The organism is Streptomyces sp. Ag109_G2-15 (genome assembly GCF_900215565.1).
Lineage (GTDB): Bacteria > Actinomycetota > Actinomycetes > Streptomycetales > Streptomycetaceae > Streptomyces > Streptomyces diastatochromogenes.
On sequence record NZ_OCNI01000001.1, the window covers coordinates 76,453 to 94,858 of the forward strand.

General features: G+C 71.1%; 19 protein-coding genes. 16 read left to right on the top strand and 3 right to left on the bottom strand.

Annotation, left to right across the window (positions count from 1 at the left end):
• Positions 1 to 3 precede the first annotated feature (3 nt).
• From uraD to CRP49_RS00270, 3 genes are all read right to left on the bottom strand, one after another.
• Positions 4 to 516 (bottom strand): 2-oxo-4-hydroxy-4-carboxy-5-ureidoimidazoline decarboxylase, encoded by a 513-nt coding sequence (uraD, locus tag CRP49_RS00260; protein WP_097251585.1) that lies wholly within the window; start codon positions 514 to 516, stop codon positions 4 to 6.
• Between the two features lie 126 nt (positions 517 to 642).
• On the bottom strand, positions 643 to 1,011 hold the full coding sequence (locus CRP49_RS00265; protein WP_097251586.1) for a helix-turn-helix domain-containing protein: 369 nt from the start codon (positions 1,009 to 1,011) through the stop codon (positions 643 to 645).
• Positions 1,008 to 1,256, bottom strand: a complete 249-nt coding sequence (locus CRP49_RS00270) for a hypothetical protein (protein WP_097251587.1) — start codon at positions 1,254 to 1,256, stop codon at positions 1,008 to 1,010. Before CRP49_RS00270 ends, CRP49_RS00265 begins: the two co-directional genes overlap by 4 nt.
• Positions 1,257 to 1,586: 330 nt before the next feature.
• Between CRP49_RS00270 and CRP49_RS00275 the strand changes: the two genes are divergently transcribed.
• From CRP49_RS00275 to CRP49_RS00350, 16 genes are all read left to right on the top strand, one after another.
• Positions 1,587 to 2,555, top strand: a complete 969-nt coding sequence (locus tag CRP49_RS00275) for a lytic transglycosylase domain-containing protein (protein ID WP_097257130.1) — start codon at positions 1,587 to 1,589, stop codon at positions 2,553 to 2,555.
• Between the two features lie 112 nt (positions 2,556 to 2,667).
• Positions 2,668 to 3,666, top strand: coding sequence for an RNA polymerase sigma factor (locus CRP49_RS00280; RefSeq protein ID WP_306459682.1), 999 nt, complete (start codon positions 2,668 to 2,670; stop codon positions 3,664 to 3,666).
• Positions 3,667 to 3,789: 123 nt separating this feature from the next.
• Complete coding sequence (locus CRP49_RS00285) at positions 3,790 to 4,719, top strand: ABC transporter ATP-binding protein (RefSeq protein WP_097251589.1); 930 nt, start codon at positions 3,790 to 3,792, stop codon at positions 4,717 to 4,719.
• Complete coding sequence (locus CRP49_RS00290) at positions 4,716 to 5,486, top strand: ABC transporter permease (RefSeq protein ID WP_097251590.1); 771 nt, start codon at positions 4,716 to 4,718, stop codon at positions 5,484 to 5,486. The genes CRP49_RS00285 and CRP49_RS00290 overlap by 4 nt, the downstream gene beginning before the upstream one ends.
• A gap of 3 nt (positions 5,487 to 5,489) precedes the next feature.
• The gene (locus CRP49_RS00295; protein ID WP_097251591.1) at positions 5,490 to 6,305 is read left to right on the top strand and encodes an ABC transporter permease; all 816 of its coding nucleotides are present in this window, start codon (positions 5,490 to 5,492) and stop codon (positions 6,303 to 6,305) included.
• A 5-nt stretch (positions 6,306 to 6,310) separates the two neighbouring features.
• Positions 6,311 to 7,558: an MCE family protein gene (locus CRP49_RS00300; protein WP_179851448.1), complete on the top strand. Its 1,248-nt coding sequence runs from the start codon at positions 6,311 to 6,313 to the stop codon at positions 7,556 to 7,558.
• Entirely contained in the window at positions 7,555 to 8,595 is a 1,041-nt protein-coding gene (locus tag CRP49_RS00305; RefSeq protein WP_097251593.1) for an MCE family protein, read from the top strand. Before CRP49_RS00300 ends, CRP49_RS00305 begins: the two co-directional genes overlap by 4 nt.
• 233 nt (positions 8,596 to 8,828) lie before the next feature.
• Positions 8,829 to 9,830 (top strand): MCE family protein, encoded by a 1,002-nt coding sequence (locus CRP49_RS00310; RefSeq protein ID WP_373560383.1) that lies wholly within the window; start codon positions 8,829 to 8,831, stop codon positions 9,828 to 9,830.
• Positions 9,827 to 10,936: an MCE family protein gene (locus CRP49_RS00315; protein WP_179851449.1), complete on the top strand. Its 1,110-nt coding sequence runs from the start codon at positions 9,827 to 9,829 to the stop codon at positions 10,934 to 10,936. The genes CRP49_RS00310 and CRP49_RS00315 overlap by 4 nt, the downstream gene beginning before the upstream one ends.
• Positions 10,933 to 12,198, top strand: coding sequence for an MCE family protein (locus CRP49_RS00320; RefSeq protein WP_097251594.1), 1,266 nt, complete (start codon positions 10,933 to 10,935; stop codon positions 12,196 to 12,198). The genes CRP49_RS00315 and CRP49_RS00320 overlap by 4 nt, the downstream gene beginning before the upstream one ends.
• Entirely contained in the window at positions 12,195 to 13,412 is a 1,218-nt protein-coding gene (locus tag CRP49_RS00325; protein ID WP_097251595.1) for an MCE family protein, read from the top strand. The genes CRP49_RS00320 and CRP49_RS00325 overlap by 4 nt, the downstream gene beginning before the upstream one ends.
• Positions 13,409 to 13,882, top strand: coding sequence for a hypothetical protein (locus CRP49_RS00330; protein ID WP_097251596.1), 474 nt, complete (start codon positions 13,409 to 13,411; stop codon positions 13,880 to 13,882). The genes CRP49_RS00325 and CRP49_RS00330 overlap by 4 nt, the downstream gene beginning before the upstream one ends.
• 31 nt (positions 13,883 to 13,913) lie before the next feature.
• Positions 13,914 to 14,663 (top strand): hypothetical protein, encoded by a 750-nt coding sequence (locus CRP49_RS00335; protein WP_097251597.1) that lies wholly within the window; start codon positions 13,914 to 13,916, stop codon positions 14,661 to 14,663.
• A 149-nt stretch (positions 14,664 to 14,812) separates the two neighbouring features.
• Positions 14,813 to 15,643: a TIM barrel protein gene (locus CRP49_RS00340; protein WP_097251598.1), complete on the top strand. Its 831-nt coding sequence runs from the start codon at positions 14,813 to 14,815 to the stop codon at positions 15,641 to 15,643.
• A 60-nt stretch (positions 15,644 to 15,703) separates the two neighbouring features.
• On the top strand, positions 15,704 to 16,597 hold the full coding sequence (locus tag CRP49_RS00345; protein WP_097251599.1) for a 2-hydroxy-3-oxopropionate reductase: 894 nt from the start codon (positions 15,704 to 15,706) through the stop codon (positions 16,595 to 16,597).
• 206 nt (positions 16,598 to 16,803) lie between these two features.
• Positions 16,804 to 18,261 carry a catalase gene (locus CRP49_RS00350; RefSeq protein WP_097251600.1) on the top strand — a complete coding sequence of 486 codons (1,458 nt, stop codon included), beginning with the start codon at positions 16,804 to 16,806 and terminating at the stop codon, positions 18,259 to 18,261.
• The last annotated feature ends 145 nt before the right edge of the window (positions 18,262 to 18,406 follow it).

Sequence of the window (18,406 nt, forward strand, 5' to 3'; positions counted from 1 at the left end):
GTCTCAGGCGTCCTCTTCGACGAGTCGGGCCAGTCGGATGCGGTTGATCTTGCCCAGCTCGGTGCGGACGATCTCCCGCTCCTGCTCCGGCGAGTTGCCGATCCGCTCCTTGACCGCGTCCCGCATCTGCTCGCCGGTCCGGCCGGTGGCGCAGATGAGGAAGACGTGGCCGAACTTGTCCTGGTAGGCCAGGTTCAGTTCGAGCATCTCCGTCTTCAGCTCCTCGGCGGCGCCGGCCATGCCGGCCTGCTCCCGGGCGGAGGTCGGGTCGCCGGGCTTGGGGCGGCCGATCGGCGGGTGGCCGGCCATCGCCTCCTCCAGGTCCGCGGTGCTCAGCTCGGCCATGGCGGCGTCGCTGGCGGCGTACAGGTCGTCGGCGGTGGTGTACGGGCGGGCGGCGAGCAGCCGCCGGCCCCACTCGGTGGAGGCGCACGCCTCGTGGAGGGCGGCAAGTGCCGGGTGCTCCTCCAGGACGTTGAACCGGGCCAGGCCCGGGGGCGTGGAAGTCGTAGTCACGGGAGCCTCCGTGGCCGGAAACGGCCGTCGTGCTGAACGGGCTGCGAACAGCTAACGCCCTCCGAAACACGACGTCAACACTTTGTTGAAAATTCCGGGTAACACAACTGATCCCGCAGCGCGGGCTCAGGCACCCTTCTCCCGGTTCAGGTAGTTGTAGACCGTGAAGCGGCTGACGCCCAGCGCGCTCGCCACGGTCTCCACCCCGTGCCGCACGGCGAAGGCGCCCCGCGCCTCCAGTATGCGCACGACCTCCTGCTTGGCCTTGCGGTCCAGGTCGGCCAGCGGCCGGCCCTGACGGCGCTCCATGGCGGCGAGGATGTGGTCGAGGGAGTCGGCGAGCTGGGGCAGGCGTACGGCGACGACGTCGACGCCCTCCCAGGTGAGGACGACGTCCTCGGGGCCGGCCTCGTCGGGCGGGAGCATCTCCCCGCCCATGGCGTCGACCAGCGGCTTCACGGCCGTGATGAAGGGCTCGTCCCCGGTACCGGTCATTCGCCCGCTCCGACCACGTTGACCTGCAGCGAGATCCGGGTGGCACCGGCTTCCAGGGTCCTGCGCAGCAGTGCGTCCACGGCGGTCAGCACCGCGTCGGCGCCGCCCTCCGCCGTGTTGCCGAAGGGGCCTACGTCCACCGCGTCCAGCTCCGCCGCCTCGATCACCTCGCGGGCCGCCAGCGCGTGCGCGGGCGCCTCGTCCAGGTCGAAGGGCTCGGTCGTGAACTCCACTCTCAGTCGCACTGTGCCCCCATGGCATCTGCTCCGACCCGCGCGTTCCGCCAGGTCCGCGGCGCTGGGGGTCGGACCGCCCCGGCCGCTTGGGGAGACCTTAACGGACATGCGTGCCGACCCGGGGTCCCGAGCAGGTCGGGCTTGCTGCGACCTTCCTACCGGCCTTCCCGCGACCTTCCTGCGACCTGGCGCGACTTTCCGCGACTTCCCGCGACGGACGGGCCGCCCGCCCGCGTAGAGCAGGGGACGGAAGCCGCACAGGGAGGGGACCACGAGGTGCGCACATTCGGGTCGGGCGTGTTCAGAGGCGCCAGGGGTACGGCGGTCGCGGCGGCGGCGATGGCCGCGCTGACCGCGTCCCAGGCGCCGGGGGCGGTGTCGGCGTCGCAGGCCGCGGAGCCCGTGCGGAAGCCGGCACCCGCCGAGCACGGCCCCAGCGTGTCGGGCGACACCCCCTACCGCACCGATCTGCCCCCGCTGCGGCCCCGTAAGGCGGCCTCGGCCCAGGGAGCGCCGGGCGGCGCCCTGCCGGCGACCGTGTTCGCCGCGTACCGGCGCGCCGAGGCGGAGCTGGCCCGCACCGCGCCCGGCTGCCGGCTGCGCTGGCAGCTGCTGGCCGCGATCGGCCAGGTGGAGTCCGGGCAGGCGCGGGGCGGCCGGGTGACCCCGGACGGTACGACCGTGACGCCGATCCTCGGGCCCCGGCTGACCGGCGGTGCCTACGCCGTCGTCCCCGACACCGACGGCGGGGCCTACGACGGGGACGCGGTGTACGACCGCGCGGTCGGCCCGATGCAGTTCATCCCGTCGACCTGGGCCCACTGGGGCGCGGACGGCAACGGGGACGGGCACGCGGACCCGGACAACGTCTACGACGCGGCGCTCGCCGCCGGGCGCTATCTGTGCGCCGGCGGCCGGGACCTCTCGAACCCGGCCGACCTGGACCGGGCGATCCTCGGCTACAACCACTCGGACGCCTATCTGCGCACGGTCCGGGCCTGGTACGCGTACTACCTGACCGGACACCGGGTGGTGCCGGACGCGTCCGGCGAGTCCCGGGACCGGCCGAAGCCGTCCCGTCCGAAGACCCCGAAGCCCTCGCCGAAGCCGTCCGAGGACCGGAAGCCGGCCCCGGGCCCCTCGCGCACGCCGTCGGCACCGCCCGCCTCGCCCTCCGCCTCCCCGTCCCGTACGCCCGACGTCCCGAAGGAGTCGGAGACTCCGCTGGTCCCCCTCCCCCAGCCGACCCTCACGCTGCCCGGTGGCGGCGTACTGCCCGACCCCGGCCCACTGACCAGCAACGGCTAGAACACGATGCGTCTCGCCCCCTCCACAACCGCGGATACTCGGCGGTAATGTCGCCACCCGCCGGAAGCACCGACCGGTGGGTGAGCGCGAAGGGGCCCTCATGGCGACGGACATGCCTGCGGACATACAGGCCGCCGACGAGCGTTGGCAGCGCATGTGGAGCCACCGCGAGCAGTTGCTCAAGGTGGCCCGGCGCCGGTCGATGAGCCCGGAGGACGCCGAGGACGCCGTCCATGAGGCGATGCTGCGTGCCGCCGAGCGCCCGGATCTCGACGACGAGCGCCTCGGCGCCTGGCTGACCACCGTGACCATGCGGCTGTGCGTCGACCGGCACCGGCAGGTCAACCGGGAAGCCGAGGTCGGCGGCAGCCCCACGCTCCACGCACCGGGCCCCGTGCCGGTCGAGGAGGCGGTGTGCGACCGGGCCGAGGCGAAGTGGGTGGCCGTCCGCAGCGGGGAGCTGCCCGCCCGGCAGGCGGAGGCCCTGCGGCTGAAGTCCGAGGATCTGGACGTGAGCCAGGTCGCCGTGCGGATGGGGCTCAGCTACCGGACGGTCGAGTCGCTGCTGGCCCGGGCCCGGCGGACGCTGCGCGCCTCGCTGGCCGGGACGCTCGGGGTGGTGCTGTTCCTGCTCGGACGCGGGCGGCCGCGCGGGGCGGGGAAGGCCCAGGCCGTGGCGGTCACCTCGACCGCGGCGACCCTGGCGGTGGCGGGGTTCGTGCTGCCGTACGCGCTCGACGGGGGCGGTGGGACGGGTGCTCCGGCTCCGCGGCCTGCCGTGTCGAGCGGGGCGCAGGTCCTCCGGACGGACAGCACCCGGCAGGTGCGCTCTCCGGAGACGCCCAGGCCCCCGGCGACGGCGACCCCCAGCCGGGCGGCGACTCGGCCACCTGCTGACCGGTCTGTCGTACCGCTCTCCGTGCCGCCTCTGCCGGAGGTCTCGTCGCCTCCTCTTCCCAAGCTGCCGGTGGAGTCGACGGTGCCGTCGCTCCCCTCGGTGCCACCACTCCCGTCGGTGCCACCGCTCCCGTCGGTCACGGGCGCTCCCGCCGTACCGTCCGTTCCCGTCGCCGTACCCACGCCTTCCTTGAAGCCGCCGAAGCTGCCGTAGCCGAGCTGCCGTAACCCCCCGTCAACGCGTCCGAAAAAAATCTTGCGTCCGTCGCGACGGACGCCCCGCCCCTCCCCGTAGAGCAGATGTCGGAGCTGCTCCACGGGCGAAGGGTGGGACCGGATGGGTGTCGAGATCTGTGTGGAAGGGCTGACCAAGTCCTTCGGTCACCAGGTCATCTGGCAGGACGTCTCGCTGACGCTGCCCGCCGGCGAGGTGTCGGTGATGCTCGGCCCCTCCGGGACGGGCAAGTCGGTGTTCCTCAAGACGCTCGTCGGGCTGCTGAAGCCGGAGCGCGGGTCGGTCAGGGTCGCGGGCCGGGACATCACCGAGCTGCGCGAGCACGACCTGTACGAGGTGCGGAAGCTGTTCGGCGTGCTGTTCCAGGACGGCGCGCTGTTCGGCTCGATGAACCTGTACGACAACATCGCCTTCCCGCTGCGCGAGCACACCCGCAAGTCCGAGAGCGAGATCCGGCGGATCGTGCTGGAGAAGATGGACATGGTCGGGCTGATCGGCGCCGAGGGGAAGCTGCCCGGCGAGATCTCCGGCGGTATGCGCAAGCGGGCCGGGCTCGCCCGCGCCCTGGTGCTCGACCCGGAGATCATCCTCTTCGACGAGCCGGACTCGGGCCTCGACCCGGTGCGCGTGGCCTACCTCAACCAGCTCATCGTCGACCTCAACGCGCAGATCGACGCGACCTTCCTGATCGTCACGCACGACATCGCCTCGGCCCGCCAGGTCCCGGACAACATCGGGCTGCTGTTCCGCCGTGAGCTGGTGATGTTCGGGCCCCGCGAGGAGCTGCTGACCAGCAACGAGCCGGTCGTACGGCAGTTCCTGAACGGCCGGATGCAGGGGCCGATCGGCATGGCGGAGGAGAAGGACGCGGCGCAGGTCGAGCAGGAGCTGGCGCAGATCGACGAGCGCGGCCCGGCCGAGGGCCTCCCTCCCCGTCTGCTGCCGAGCCCCGGCATCACGCGCCCGCCCCGCTGGGAGGCGATCGCGAGACGGGAGGCCGGGCTGCGCTGGGAGGAGGTGAGCGGCGCATGAGTCTCTCCCCGACAGGCGCGCTGCGGCACTCGGGCAACCTGTTCGCGATGGCGCTGGACGTCGTCCGGACCCTGCCCCGACGGCCCTTCCAGGCAAGGGAGTTCATCCAGCAGGCCTGGTTCGTCGCGAGCGTCACCATCCTGCCGACGGCTCTGGTGTCGATCCCCTTCGGGGCCGTCATCGCCCTCCAGATCGGCAGCCTGACCAGGCAGTTGGGCGCGCAGTCGTTCTCCGGTGCGGCATCCGTGCTCGCCGTCCTGCGCGAGGCCTCGCCGATCGTCACCGCGCTGCTCATCGCGGGCGCGGGCGGCACGGCGATCTGCGCGGACCTCGGGGCCCGGAAGATCCGGGACGAGATCGACGCGATGCAGGTGCTGGGCATCGACCCGATCCACCGGCTCGTCGTACCGCGCGTGCTGGCCTCGATGGTCGTGGCCGTGCTGCTCAACGGCCTGGTGTCCGTGGTCGGAGTGGCCGGCGGCTATTTCTTCAACGTCGTTCTGCAGAACGGCACTCCGGGCGCCTACCTCGCCTCCTTCACCACCCTCGCCCAGCTCTCCGACCTGTGGGCGGCCGAGTTCAAGGCGCTGGTGTTCGGGGCGATCGCGGCGATCGTCGCCTCGTACAAGGGGCTGACCGCGAAGGGCGGGCCGAAGGGCGTGGGCGACGCCGTGAACCAGTCGGTGGTGATCACCTTCATGTTGCTGTTCGTGACCAACTTCGTGATGACCGCGGTGTACTTCCAGGTCGTCCCGCAGAGGGGTTAGCCGATGCGACCACTCGAACGCCCCCTGCGCTCCCTCGAAGAGCTGGGCACCCAACTCTCCTTCTACGGCCGCTCGTTGGCGTGGACGGGCCGCACCCTGCGCCGCTACAAGAAGGAGATCCTGCGGCTGCTGGCCGAGGTCAGCTTCGGGCGCGGTGCGCTCGCCGTCGTCGGCGGCACGGTCGGCGTCATCGCCTTCCTCTCCTTCTTCACCGGCACCGAGGTCGGCCTCCAGGGCTACGCGGCCCTCAACCAGCTCGGCACCTCCAACTTCGTGGCGTTCCTTTCGGCGTACTTCAACACCCGGGAGATCGCCCCGCTGGTGGCCGGGCTCGCCCTGTCCGCGACGGTCGGCGCCGGCTTCACCGCACAGCTCGGCGCGATGCGGATCAGCGAGGAGACCGACGCGCTGGAGGTGATGGGCGTGCCCTCGCTGCCGTTCCTGGTGACGACGCGGATGATCGCCGGCTTCGTCGCCGTGATCCCGCTGTACGTCATCGGGCTGCTGTCCTCGTACCTGGCCGCCCGCACCATCACCACCGGCTACTACGGGCAGTCGACGGGCACGTACGACCACTACTTCCACCAGTACCTGCCGCCCGTCGACGTGCTGTGGTCCTTCGGCAAGGTGATCGTCTTCGCCGTGCTGATCATCCTGGTGCACTGCTACTACGGCTACTACGCGAGCGGCGGTCCGGCGGGGGTCGGTGTCGCGGTGGGGCGTGCGGTGCGGACGTCGATCGTCGCCATCAACGTCCTGGACTTCTTCTTGAGCCTCGCGATCTGGGGCGCCAACACGACCGTACGGATCGCGGGGTGAGGCCGGTGAGAGTGCTGAGACTCAGGTTGTACGGCATCGCGTTCATCGCCGTACTCGCGCTGCTGCTGTCGCTCGCGGTGGCTGTGTACCAGCAGGCGTTCACGTCCGTCGTGCGCATCACCCTGCAGGCCGACAGCCTCGGCAACCAGCTCGATCCTCGGGCCGACGTCAAGCTGCGCGGACTGCTGGTCGGAGAGGTGCGCGAGGTGCACGCGGACGGCACGAAGGCCACGCTCGACATCGCGCTCAAGCCCCAGTACGTCGCGTACATCCCGTCGGATGTCCACGCGCGGCTGCTGCCCAAGACGCTGTTCGGCGAGAAGTACGTGGACCTGGTGGCGCCCGCGCGCTCAACGGCCCGGCCGATCCGCGCCGGGGACGTCATCACCCAGGACCGCACGCAGGTCGGCATCGAGGTGCAGCAGCTGATGAACGACCTGCTGCCGCTGCTGCGCACGGTCAGGCCCGGTGAACTGAACGCCACCCTCTCGGCTTTCGCCACCGCGCTGGAGGGCCGCGGTGACCGGATCGGTGACAACCTCACCCGGGTCGAGGCCTATCTGCGCCGCCTCAACCCGCACCTGCCGTCGCTCCAGGAGGACATCGCACGGTTCGCCGATGTCGCCGAGGTGTACGGCGACGCCGCTCCCGACCTGATGCGGATCCTGCACAACACGGTCACCACCAGCCGGACCATCGTCGAGCAGAAGGACCGGCTGGCCGCCGCGCTCCGGACGACCGCCACGGTCGCGGGCACCGCGGACGACTTCCTCGCCGAGAACGGCGACCGGCTGATCACCCTCGGCCGGGTCTCCCGCCCCACCCTGGAGCTGTTCGCCCGCTACTCCCCCGAGTACCCGTGCCTGTTGCAGGGCCTGGTCCGGCAGGAGAAGGCGTCAGAGGACGCGTTCCGGGGCGGCGAGATGCGGATCACCCTCGAGGTCGTACGGCCGCAGGCCGCGTACCGGCCCGGCGAGGAGCCGGTCTACGGCGAGCGGTCCGGGCCGAACTGCCGGGGCCTGCCGCATCCGCAGGTGCCCGGCCCGAAACCCCATCTCAACGACGGTACGTCGGCCGGAAGTCCGGGCGGCGCGCTCCCCGGAGGTGTCGACGTGTCCGCCACCGCGGCCGAGCAGCGGGCCGTCGGCTCGCTCGTGGCCCCTGTCATGGGCGTCCCCGCGGACGAGGTGCCGCCCGTCGCGACCCTGCTGTTCGGGCCGCTGGCCCGCGGGACGGCGGTGAGCGTCGCATGAGGACCGCAGGAGCCCGGCAGACCGCCGCCCCGCTCATCAAGTTCAGCCTCTTCGCGCTGGTCACGATCGCGGCGACGGCCCTGCTCGCCGCGACCATCGTCAACATCTCCTTCACTCCGAAGGACACGTACCACGCGGTCTTCAGCGACGTCACAGGGCTGGAGACCGGCGACGACATCCGGGTGGCCGGGGTGCGGGTCGGGGAGGTCGAGGGCATCCGGATCAAGGACCGGACGCTGGCCGAGGTCACCTTCACCGTCACCGCGGACCGCTCGCTGCCGGCCGGCACCCACGCGGTCGTCCGCTACCGGAACCTGGTCGGGCAGCGGTACATCGCGCTCACCGAGGGCGTGGGCGACAGCACCCTCCGGCTGCGGCCCGGCGGCACCATCCCGCTGTCCCGGACCCAGCCCGCGCTCGACCTCAACGCGCTGCTGGGCGGCTTCAAGCCGCTGTTCGCCGCGCTCAGCCCGAACGACGTCAACCAGCTCGCCACCGAGATCATCCAGACCCTGCAGGGCGAGGGCGGCACGGTGAACAGCCTGCTCGCGCACACGGCCTCGCTCACCACGACCCTCGCCGACCGAGACGAGCTGATCGGCTCGGTGATCGACAACCTCAACACCGTGCTGGGGACGCTCGACAAGCGCGGCGCCCGCTTCTCCGGGCTGCTCAAGCAGTTGCGGCGGGTCATCTCCGGGCTGTCCGCCGACCGCAAGCCCATCGGGGACTCCCTGGTGAACATCGGCGCCCTCGCCGACGCCACCTCCGGGCTGCTGAAGGACGCGCGCCCGCCGCTGAAGGACGACATCGCCGGGCTGACCGACCTGACCGGAACGCTGAACGACAACGAGAAGACCGTGGAGGGCGTGCTGAAGCGGCTGCCGAACAAGCTCGACGAGCTGACCGGGACGGCGTCCTACGGCTCGTGGTTCAACTTCTACCTCTGCGACTTCGACGGCCGGATCGTGCTGCCGAAGACCAAGAAGGTGCTCACACCCGAGATGCACGTGGCACGGGCGAGGTGCGGCGGATGAGCCTGCGTCCCCTGGGGCGGCGAGGCCGCCCCGAGCCCCTGGTGAAGGTGCGCGTCCTGCCGCCGAAGCTGCCGAAGCTCCCCCGGCGGCCGAAGCGCAAGGCACACCCCGAACCGCTGGTGAAAGTGCGCGTCCTGGCACCGAAGCTGCCGAAGCTCCCGCAGCGGCCCAAGCGCACGCCCCGCCCCGAGCTCCTGGTGAAGGTGCGCGTCCTGCCGCCCAGGCTGCCCGGGATCCGGCTGAAGCGGTCCCGACTGAAGCCCTTCCGTGAGCGCAACCCGCTGGTCGTGGGCGCTGTCGGCCTGACCGTCCTCGCGCTGCTGACCGTCGCCGCGTTCAACGCCGACAGCCTGCCGCTGATCGGCGGCGGCGACACGTACAGCGCGGACTTCTCGGAGGCGGGCGGGCTCAAGCCGGGCGACGAGGTGCGGATCGCCGGGGTCAAGGTCGGCAAGGTCGAGGACGTCGACCTGGCCGGCGACCACGTCAAGGTGACCTTCAAGGTCAAGGGCGACCCGGCGTTCGGCACCGACACCGGCGCGTCGATCCGGGTCAAGACCATCCTCGGCGCGAAGTACCTGGCCCTGCACCCGAAGGGGCCGGGCCGGTTGAAGCCCGGCAGCGAGATCCCGCTCCGGCGGACCGTGTCGGCGTACGACGTCGTCCAGGCCTTCAGCGATCTCACGACCACCACCGAGGAGGTCGACACGGACCGCCTCGCGAAGGCGCTGGACACGATCTCCGCCACCTTCCAGGACTCGCCCGAGGAAGTGCGGGCGTCGATCAAGGGACTGTCGAGGATCTCCAGGACCGTCGCCTCCCGCGACAAGGCGCTGCGCGATCTGCTCGACCACGCGAACGGAGTCACCCAGGTGCTCGCCGGCCACACGAAGGACTTCTCCGCGCTGGTGACGGACGGGAACGCGCTGTTCAAGGAGATCAGCAAGCGGCGCACGGCGATCCACAACCTCCTCAAGAGCAGCGCCCTGCTCGGCATCGAACTCTCCGGCCTGGTCGAGGACAACCGGAAGGAGATCGGGCCGGCCCTGAAGAACCTGGACACCTTCGTGAAGATGCTCGAACGCAACCAGGCGAGCCTCGACCGGAGCGTCAAGCTGCTCGCGCCCTACGTGCGGCTCTTCACGAACACCCTGGGCAACGGCCGCTGGTTCGACTCGTACGTGCAGAACCTGGTCGCCGCCCCGGTCACGCCACGGACGGGAGGCACCCGATGACCCGCAGACTTCTGGCGCTGTTCACCGCACTCGCGGTCGTCGTCGCGCTCGCCGTCCTCCTGTGGCCGCACCCCGACCCCGTCCGCGTCACGGCGTACTTCCCGCGCACCGTCGGCATCTACCCCGGTTCCGACGTCCGTGTCCTCGGCGTCCGCATCGGCGAGGTCAAGCGGATCACGCCGGAGGGCGGCCGGGTGCGGGTGGAGCTGGAGTACGAGCAGGGGCGCAAGGTCCCGGCGGACGCGCAGGCCGCCATCATCAACTCGTCGGTGGTCAGCGACCGTTACGTGCAGCTGCTGCCGGTGTACCGGAAGGGCCCGGCGCTGCGGGACGGCGACGTCATCCCCGAGTCCCGTACCGCCGTCCCCGTCGAACTGGACCGGATCTTCGACAGCCTGCACACCACGGCCGAGGCGCTCGGCCCGAACGGCGCCAACAAGAAGGGCTCGCTGTCGCGGCTGCTCGGGGTGAGCGCGGACAACCTCCGGGGCCAGGGCGAGAACCTCAACCAGACGGTCGAGGACCTCTCGCAGGCGGTCACCACGCTGTCCGACGGCCGCGGCGACCTGTTCGGCACCCTGCGCAACCTCCAGGTGTTCACGGCCGCGCTGGCGGCGGACGACCAGAGCGTGCGGTCGTTCAACACCAGCCTCGCCGAGGTGGCCGCGCAGCTGGCCGGGGAGCGCAAGGACCTCGCGGCGGCGCTGCAGAACCTCGGCGCGGCCCTCGGCGACGTGTCCGACTTCGTGAAGCACAACAAGAAGGCGCTGACCTCGGACGTGCGGGGGCTCAGCAAGGTCACCAAGGTCCTCGTCACCCAACGGGCCGCACTGGAGGAGCTGTTGGACGTCGCCCCCACCGGCCTGTCGAACCTGCAGAACGCCTACAACCCCGCCGCCGGCACCCTCGACACCCGCAACAACGCGCAGACACCGCAGGACCCGGCGTCCCTGCTCTGTTCGCTCCTGAGGACGACCGGGGACGACCACGGCAACTGCGCGGAGCTGAAGAAGCTCTTCGACTCCCTGCCCAAGGTGCCGACGGCCCCGGCGGCCACAGGCACGGTCGACAGGACCCTCGGCGGAATCCTGGGGGCCCGGGCATGAGTGTGCTGCGCAAAGGCCGGGTGGCCGCCTGGACGGCGGTCGGTTCGCTGCTGCTGACCGGCTGCGAGTTCAACGGCTGGTACGACGTCCCGCTCCCCGGAGGCGCCGCCGCGGACGGCCGCGCGTACCACGTCACCGTCGAGTTCAGGGACGTCATGGATCTGGTGCCGCAGTCGGCGGTCAAGGTCGACAACGTCACCGTGGGCGCGGTGGAGAAGGTGGAGCTGGACGGCTGGCACGCGCGCGTGCGGCTGCGGATCGCCAACTCGGTGAAGCTGCCCGGCAACGCGGTCGCCGAGCTGCGGCAGACCAGCATGCTCGGCGAGAAGTACGTCGCGCTGTCCCCGCCGGCCGGCACGCAGCCCGTCGGCCGGCTCCGCGACGGCGACCGCATCCCGCTGTCCCGCAGCGGCCGCAACCCGGACGTCGAGGAGGTGCTGTCCGCCTTGTCCGCACTGCTCAACGGCGGCGGGGTGGCCCAGCTGAAGACGATCACCGTCGAGCTGAACAAGGCCCTGGACGGCCGCGAGAGCCGGGTCAGGTCCCTGCTCAAGGAACTCGACACCTTCCTCGGGGGCCTCGACGACCAGCGGGCGGACATCGTCCGCGCGCTCAAGGGCGTCGACCGGCTGGCCGAGCGGCTGAAGAAGGAGAAGAAGACGATCGCCGAGGCCGTCGACACCATGCCGCCCGCCCTGAAGGTCCTCGCCGACCAGCGCCGCGACCTGACCAAGATGCTCACCGGCCTGTCCAGGCTCGGCAAGACCGGCACCAGGGTCGTGAACGCCTCGCGGGACGACACCGTCGCCAACCTCAGGCAGCTGCGGCCCATCCTGCAGCAGCTGAACAAGGCGGGCGACGATCTGCCCAACTCCCTCGAGCTGCTGACCACTTACCCGTTCCCGCGCAACGTGGTGGACGCCGTCAAGGGCGACTACGTCAACCTGAAGATCACCGCCGACCTGGACCTGGCGGGCATCTACGGCAACGTCACCGACAAGCCGGGCAAGGGCAGGAGCACCCCGGCGCCCGGGATCCCGGACCTGCCGAGCGTCCCCACTCCCACCCCCCTCCCGTCCGCCCCGTCCCTGCCGGACACCCCGTCCGTGCCCCCTGTCCCCTCGACGCCCTCCGACGGCAGCACCCTGCTGTGCCCGCCGGTGTGCACCGCGGCCTACGGCACCGGGGACGGCTCGCACCGCCTCCCCCAGGGGATCGACGTCGGCCTCGCCGAGCTGATGCTGAAGGGGATGCTGCCGTGATCACACGTACGGTCAAGGCCCAGTTGCTGGCCTTCGCGACCGTCACCGCCGTCGGGGTGTCGTACGTCGGCGCCGAGTACACGGGCCTGGTGGACGACGTCCTCGACCGCGGCTACACCGTGCACGCCGACTTCGCCGAGTCCGGGGGCGTCTTCCCCGGCTCCGAGGTCACCTACCGCGGGGTGCCGGTGGGCCGGGTGGGCGATCTGCGGCTGACCGGTTCCGGGGTCTCGGTGTCCCTGAGGATCGAGGACGGCGCGCCTCGGATCCCGGCCGACACCCTGGCCGTGGTCGCCAACCGCTCGGCCGTGGGTGAGCAGTACGTCGACCTCCAGCCGCGCCGCTCGGGCGGCCCGTACCTGATCGACGGCAGCCCGATCCCGCGCGGCCGCACCCGGACCCCGCTGCCGGTCACCGACCTCGTCCTCAGCCTCGACCGGCTGGTGAACTCGGTCGGCAAGGACGATCTACGCACCACCGTCGACGAGCTGGGGAAGGCCTTCGCCGGCACCGGACCGAACCTGAGCCGCCTGGTGGACTCCGGCAACGAGCTGGTCGAGTCGGCGTCCGAGTCGCTCCCGGAGACGGTGTCGCTGATCGAGGACTCGCGGAAGGTGCTCAAGACGCAGGCCGACCAGGGCTCGGCGATCAAGTCGTTCTCCCGCGACCTGGCCACGCTCACCGCGCAGCTGAAGTCGAGCGACGGGGATCTGCGCAGGCTGATCGGCAACACGGCGCCCGCCGCACAGGAGGTCAACTCGCTGTTGAAGTCCACGGGGCCCGGCCTGTCGGTCCTGCTGGCCAACCTCATCAGCGGCGGCCAGGTCACCGTGGCCCGGCTGCCCGGCGTGGAGCAGGCCCTGGTGACCCTCCCGCTCACCGTCGCGGGCAGCTACACCGTCGTCCCCGGGGACGGCACCACCCACTTCGGGCTGGTCCTGGGCGCCGACGACCCGCCGCCGTGCACCCAGGGCTACGGCACGCGGCGACGCGACCCCGCCGACACCGGCACACGCCCGGCGAACACCGGCGCGCACTGCGCGGCACCGCGCGGCAGCGCGACCTCGGTGCGCGGCGCGCAGAACGCCCCCGGCGCGTCGGCCGGCCGGGGACAGACATCCGTCGGGATCGGCTCGACGGGCGGCGAACAGGCCGTGTTCGGAAAGGAGTCGTGGCAATGGCTGCTCGTTGGACCGATGGCATCAGGCGCATGAGGTCGCTGGGGGTGGGTCTCGTCGCCGCGACCGTCCTGGCGACCGCGCTGTCCGTCTGGCTGGGGCTGCGGCTGGCCGACCAGCGCGCGGCGGAACAACGCCGCCAGGACGTGCTGGCGGCGGCCCGCCAGTCGGCGCTGAACTTCACCTCGCTCGACTACCGGCACTACGGCCGGGACAGCGGCAACGTGCTGAAGGGCGCCACCGGCGACTTCAAGAAGCAGTTCGCCGCGCAGACCGCGCAGTTGACGAAGCTCGTCGCCCAGAACAAGTCGGTGTCCGAGGGGCAGGTCCTGGAAGCGGGCATCGTGCGGTCCGACGAGCGCTCGGCCCGGGTCCTGGTGGTGGCCGACAGCAAGGTGACCAATACCGCCGCGCCCGAGGGACAGGCGCGGACCTACCGGCTCCAGCTCGACCTGGTGCGCGTGGCCGGCCGCTGGCTGACCTCCGACGTCGAGTTCGTGGGCTGAGCCGATGAGGCCGGCAGTGAGGAGAGACACCGTGGCGAACCCGACCACCCGAACCCGCGGCACCGGTTCCCCGGCCCGGCGCACCCTGACCGCGGCCGCCCGCGCGGCGGCCAAGCGTGCCAGGCTGCCGGAGCACGACGAGACCACCCACAGGGCCGAGGAACGGCTCTCGGGACACACCGTGGTCATCGAGCCCCCAGGCGGCTGGGACGACCCGCCGGAGCCGGCGCCGGAGCCGGACGCCGACGAGCAGGAGAGCGCGCCCGCACGCCCGCCCCGCCTCCCGAGGGTGCTCACCGCGGCACTCTGCCTCGCGCTCGTGGCGGCCCTGACCGCGGCCGCCGTACTCGGGTGGCAGTACCGGCAGGGACAGCAGACGGCACGGGCCCGCACCGAGGCGCTCGCCGCCGCCCGGAAGGCCGCCCCGGTCGTGCTGTCGTACGACTACCGCCACCTGGACCGCGACTTCGCCCGGGCACGTGCCCTGCTGACCGGCGCGTTCCGCGACCAGTACGGCAGGACGACGAAGACGGTGGTCGGGCCGACCGCGAAGAAGTACCACGGTGTGGTGAAGGCGACGGTGGCGGCACCCACGGACGGCGGCGCCCCGGCGGTCTCCGTCGTGTCCGCCGCACCGGACAGGGCGGTCGTGCTGCTCTTCGTCAACCAGATCACGCAGAGCACCCAGGTGTCGGGCGCCCGCCTGGACCTCAACCGGGTGCGGATGACGCTCGCCCGCACCGCCGACGGCTGGAAGGTGAGTGCCGTCGACGCCCTCTGACCAGGCACAGGAAGTGCCCCCGCGCAGCCCGCGCGGGGGCACTTTTTCGTGCCCGCTCTTGACAGTCACCCCCGGCCGCAGGCAATCTTCCATTAAGCAGAAATGAACTTCCGCAATACGGAATTCCTAGGGAAGGGAGCGCGGCCCGAATGGGATTCGCAGACCAGCGCTTCAACGTCAACCTGTCGATCCTCTTCACGGAACTCCCGCTCCTGGAGCGTCCCGCGGCCGCCGCCGCGGCGGGCTTCACGGCGGTCGAGCTGTGGTGGCCCTGGGTCGACTCCCCCACCCCCGAGCAGTCCGAGCTCGACGCCCTGAAGAAGGCGATCGAGGACGCGGGCGTCCAGCTCACGGGGCTGAACTTCTACGCCGGACAGCTGCCGGGCCCGGACCGCGGCGCCCTGTCGATCCCGGGCGAGGAGTCGGAGAGGTTCCGCGCCAACATCGACGTGGCGGCGGACTTCGCGGCCTCCCTCGGCTGCAAGGCGCTCAACGCGCTCTACGGCAACCGCGTCGAGGGCGTGGACCCGGCCGAGCAGGACGCGCTCGCCCTGGAGAACCTCGCCCTCGCGGCCCGGGCCGCCGACCGGATCGGCGCGATCCTGCTGGTCGAGGCGCTGAACCAGCCCGAGTCGCCGCTGTACCCGCTGGTGTCGGCGCCGGCCGCGATCGAGGTCGTGGACAAGGTCAACGAGGCGACGGGCCTCGGGAACGCGAAGTTCCTGATGGACCTGTACCACCTGTCCATGAACGGCGAGGACCTGCCCTCGGTCATCGAGCAGTACGCGGCGAAGACCGGCCACGTCCAGATCGCCGACAACCCCGGCCGCGGCGCCCCCGGGACGGGTTCGCTCCCGCTGGAGGAGCTGCTCGACCAGCTGAAGAAGGCCGGTTACGACAGCTGGGTCGGCCTGGAGTACAAGGCCGGCGACCGCCCGAGCGCCGAGGCCTTCGAGTGGCTCCCGCGCGAAGCGCGCTGAACGCGCTCAACGCGCCGAACCCCCCGACTTTGCAGAGCAGTTAGAGAGGCACCCCCAATCATGAGCACCAACCTTCCCAAGATCGCCTGGATCGGCCTCGGCATCATGGGCTCCCCCATGTCCGAGAACCTGATCAAGGCGGGTTACCAGGTCACCGGCTTCACGCTGGAGCAGGACAAGCTGGACCGCCTGGCCGCCGCCGGCGGCGCCGCGGCCTCCTCGATCGCCGACGCCGTGCGCGACGCCGACGTGGTCATCACGATGGTGCCCGCCTCCCCGCAGGTCGAGGCCATCTCCTACGGCCCCGACGGCATCCTGGAGAACGCCAAGCAGGGCGCCCTGCTGATCGACATGTCCTCGATCACCCCGCAGACCTCCGTGGACCTGGCGAAGGCGGCCAAGGACAAGGGCATCCGCGTCCTCGACGCCCCCGTCTCCGGCGGTGAGGCCGGTGCCATCGAGGCCGTGCTGTCGATCATGGTCGGTGGCGAGCAGGCCGACTTCGACCAGGCCAAGCCGATCTTCGACGCGCTGGGCAAGACCATCGTGCTGTGCGGCCCGCACGGCTCCGGCCAGACCGTGAAGGCGGCCAACCAGCTGATCGTGGCCGTGAACATCCAGGCCTGCGCCGAGGCCGTGGTCTTCCTGGAGAAGTCGGGCGTGAACCTGCAGGCCGCGCTGGACGTCCTCAACGGCGGCCTCGCGGGCTCGACCGTGCTGACGCGCAAGAAGGACAACTTCCTCAACCGCGACTTCAAGCCGGGCTTCCGCATCGACCTGCACCACAAGGACATGGGCATCGTCACCGACGCCGCCCGCAACGTCGGCGCCGCCCTGCCGGTCGGCGCCGTGGTCGCCCAGCTGGTCGCCTCGCTGCGCGCCCAGGGCGACGGCGGCCTGGACCACTCGGCCCTGCTGCGGGCCGTGGAGCGCCTCTCCGGCGCCCAGGTCTGACGACCCCCTGAGACTTCCGGGCCGCGGTGCCGCTGACACCTGTCCTGTCGCGCCCAGGCGGCACCGCGGCCCGGAATTACCTTCAACAAACTGTTGACGTCTCGTTCACCCGAACCTAGGCTCACGCCAGCGGAAGCTCCATAAAGCGGAAGTCTGTTTCCGAAAATTCCGAAGATTCCCGCTGCCCTCTCGCACGGAAGGTCACGATGTCGAAGCGCGTGCTCACGACAGAGTCCGGCGCCCCGGTCGCCGACAACCAGAACTCAGCCTCCGCCGGCGTCGGCGGCCCGCTGCTGCTCCAGGACCAGCACCTCCTGGAGAAGCTCGCGCGCTTCAACCGCGAGCGGATCCCGGAGCGTGTGGTGCACGCCCGCGGCTCCGGCGCGTACGGCCACTTCGAGGTGACGGACGACGTCACCGGTTTCACCCACGCCGACTTCCTGAGCGCGATCGGCAAGCGCACCGAGGTGTTCCTGCGCTTCTCCACGGTCGCCGACTCCCTCGGCGGCGCGGACGCGGTGCGTGACCCGCGCGGTTTCGCGGTGAAGTTCTACACCGAAGAGGGCAACTACGACCTCGTCGGCAACAACACCCCGGTGTTCTTCATCAAGGACCCGATCAAGTTCCCGGACTTCATCCACTCGCAGAAGCGGGACCCGTTCACCGGCAAGCAGGAGCCGGACAACGTCTGGGACTTCTGGGCGCACGCTCCCGAGGCCACGCACCAGGTGACCTGGCTGATGGGCGACCGCGGCATCCCGGCGTCGTACCGCCACATGAACGGCTACGGCTCGCACACCTACCAGTGGACGAACGCCGAGGGCGAGGCCTTCTTCGTCAAGTACCACTTCAAGACGAACCAGGGCATCCGCTCCCTCTCCGCCGAGCAGGGCGCCGAGCTGGCGGGCAAGGACCCCAACTCGCACCAGACGGACCTGCTGCAGGCCATCGAGCGCGGTGTGCACCCGTCCTGGACGCTCTACGTCCAGATCATGCCGGCGGCCGAGGCGGCCGACTACCGCTTCAACCCGTTCGACCTGACCAAGGTGTGGCCGCACAAGGACTACCCGCTGCAGCGGGTCGGCCGGCTGGTGCTGGACCGCAACCCGGACAACGTGTTCGCCGAGGTCGAGCAGGCCGCGTTCTCCCCGAACAACTTCGTTCCGGGCATTGGCCCCTCCCCCGACAAGATGCTCCAGGGCCGGCTGTTCGCCTACGCGGACGCCCACCGCTACCGCCTGGGCGTCAACCACACCCTGCTCGCCGTCAACGCCCCGAAGGCGACGACCGCGCAGAACTATGGCCGCGACGGCTTCATGGCGGCCAACGCCCAGGGTCGCGGCGCCAAGAACTACGAGCCGAACTCGTACGACGGCCCGGTGGAAACCGGCCGCCCGCTGTCGGCCCCGCTGGCGGTCTCCGGTTACACCGGCAACCACGAGGCCCCGCTGCACACCAAGGACGACGACTTCTTCCAGGCGGGCGAGCTGTACCGCCTGATGTCGGAGGACGAGAAGTCCCGCCTCGTCGCGAACATCGCCGGCGGCCTCTCGCAGGTCTCCCGCGACGACGTGATCGAGAAGAACCTGGCCCACTTCCACGCCGCCGACCCGGACTACGGCAAGCGCGTCGAGGAGGCGGTCCGCGCCCTGCGCGAGGACTGAGGCCACAAACGGCCCGCGGCAGCCGAACGGCCCGGATGAGGGGTGGCCGGTCGGAACAGCTCGCGGGCAAGGCGAGGACCGCGGCGGTGTGTGAGCCAGTGCGGTGGTAAAGGATCCGAGTTCCCTTCTCGACCAGAGGGAAGGG

Coding starts and splice junctions, on each gene's coding strand:
- CRP49_RS00315 (WP_179851449.1), top strand. CDS start 9,827: ATGACCCGCAGACTTCTGGCGCTGTTCACCGCACTCGCGGTCGTCGTC.
- CRP49_RS00320 (WP_097251594.1), top strand. CDS start 10,933: ATGAGTGTGCTGCGCAAAGGCCGGGTGGCCGCCTGGACGGCGGTCGGT.
- CRP49_RS00350 (WP_097251600.1), top strand. CDS start 16,804: ATGTCGAAGCGCGTGCTCACGACAGAGTCCGGCGCCCCGGTCGCCGAC.
- CRP49_RS00305 (WP_097251593.1), top strand. CDS start 7,555: ATGAGGACCGCAGGAGCCCGGCAGACCGCCGCCCCGCTCATCAAGTTC.
- CRP49_RS00280 (WP_306459682.1), top strand. CDS start 2,668: ATGCCTGCGGACATACAGGCCGCCGACGAGCGTTGGCAGCGCATGTGG.
- CRP49_RS00345 (WP_097251599.1), top strand. CDS start 15,704: ATGAGCACCAACCTTCCCAAGATCGCCTGGATCGGCCTCGGCATCATG.
- CRP49_RS00330 (WP_097251596.1), top strand. CDS start 13,409: ATGAGGTCGCTGGGGGTGGGTCTCGTCGCCGCGACCGTCCTGGCGACC.
- CRP49_RS00265 (WP_097251586.1), bottom strand. CDS start 1,011: ATGACCGGTACCGGGGACGAGCCCTTCATCACGGCCGTGAAGCCGCTG.
- CRP49_RS00295 (WP_097251591.1), top strand. CDS start 5,490: ATGCGACCACTCGAACGCCCCCTGCGCTCCCTCGAAGAGCTGGGCACC.
- CRP49_RS00340 (WP_097251598.1), top strand. CDS start 14,813: ATGGGATTCGCAGACCAGCGCTTCAACGTCAACCTGTCGATCCTCTTC.
- CRP49_RS00275 (WP_097257130.1), top strand. CDS start 1,587: ATGGCCGCGCTGACCGCGTCCCAGGCGCCGGGGGCGGTGTCGGCGTCG.
- CRP49_RS00285 (WP_097251589.1), top strand. CDS start 3,790: ATGGGTGTCGAGATCTGTGTGGAAGGGCTGACCAAGTCCTTCGGTCAC.
- CRP49_RS00290 (WP_097251590.1), top strand. CDS start 4,716: ATGAGTCTCTCCCCGACAGGCGCGCTGCGGCACTCGGGCAACCTGTTC.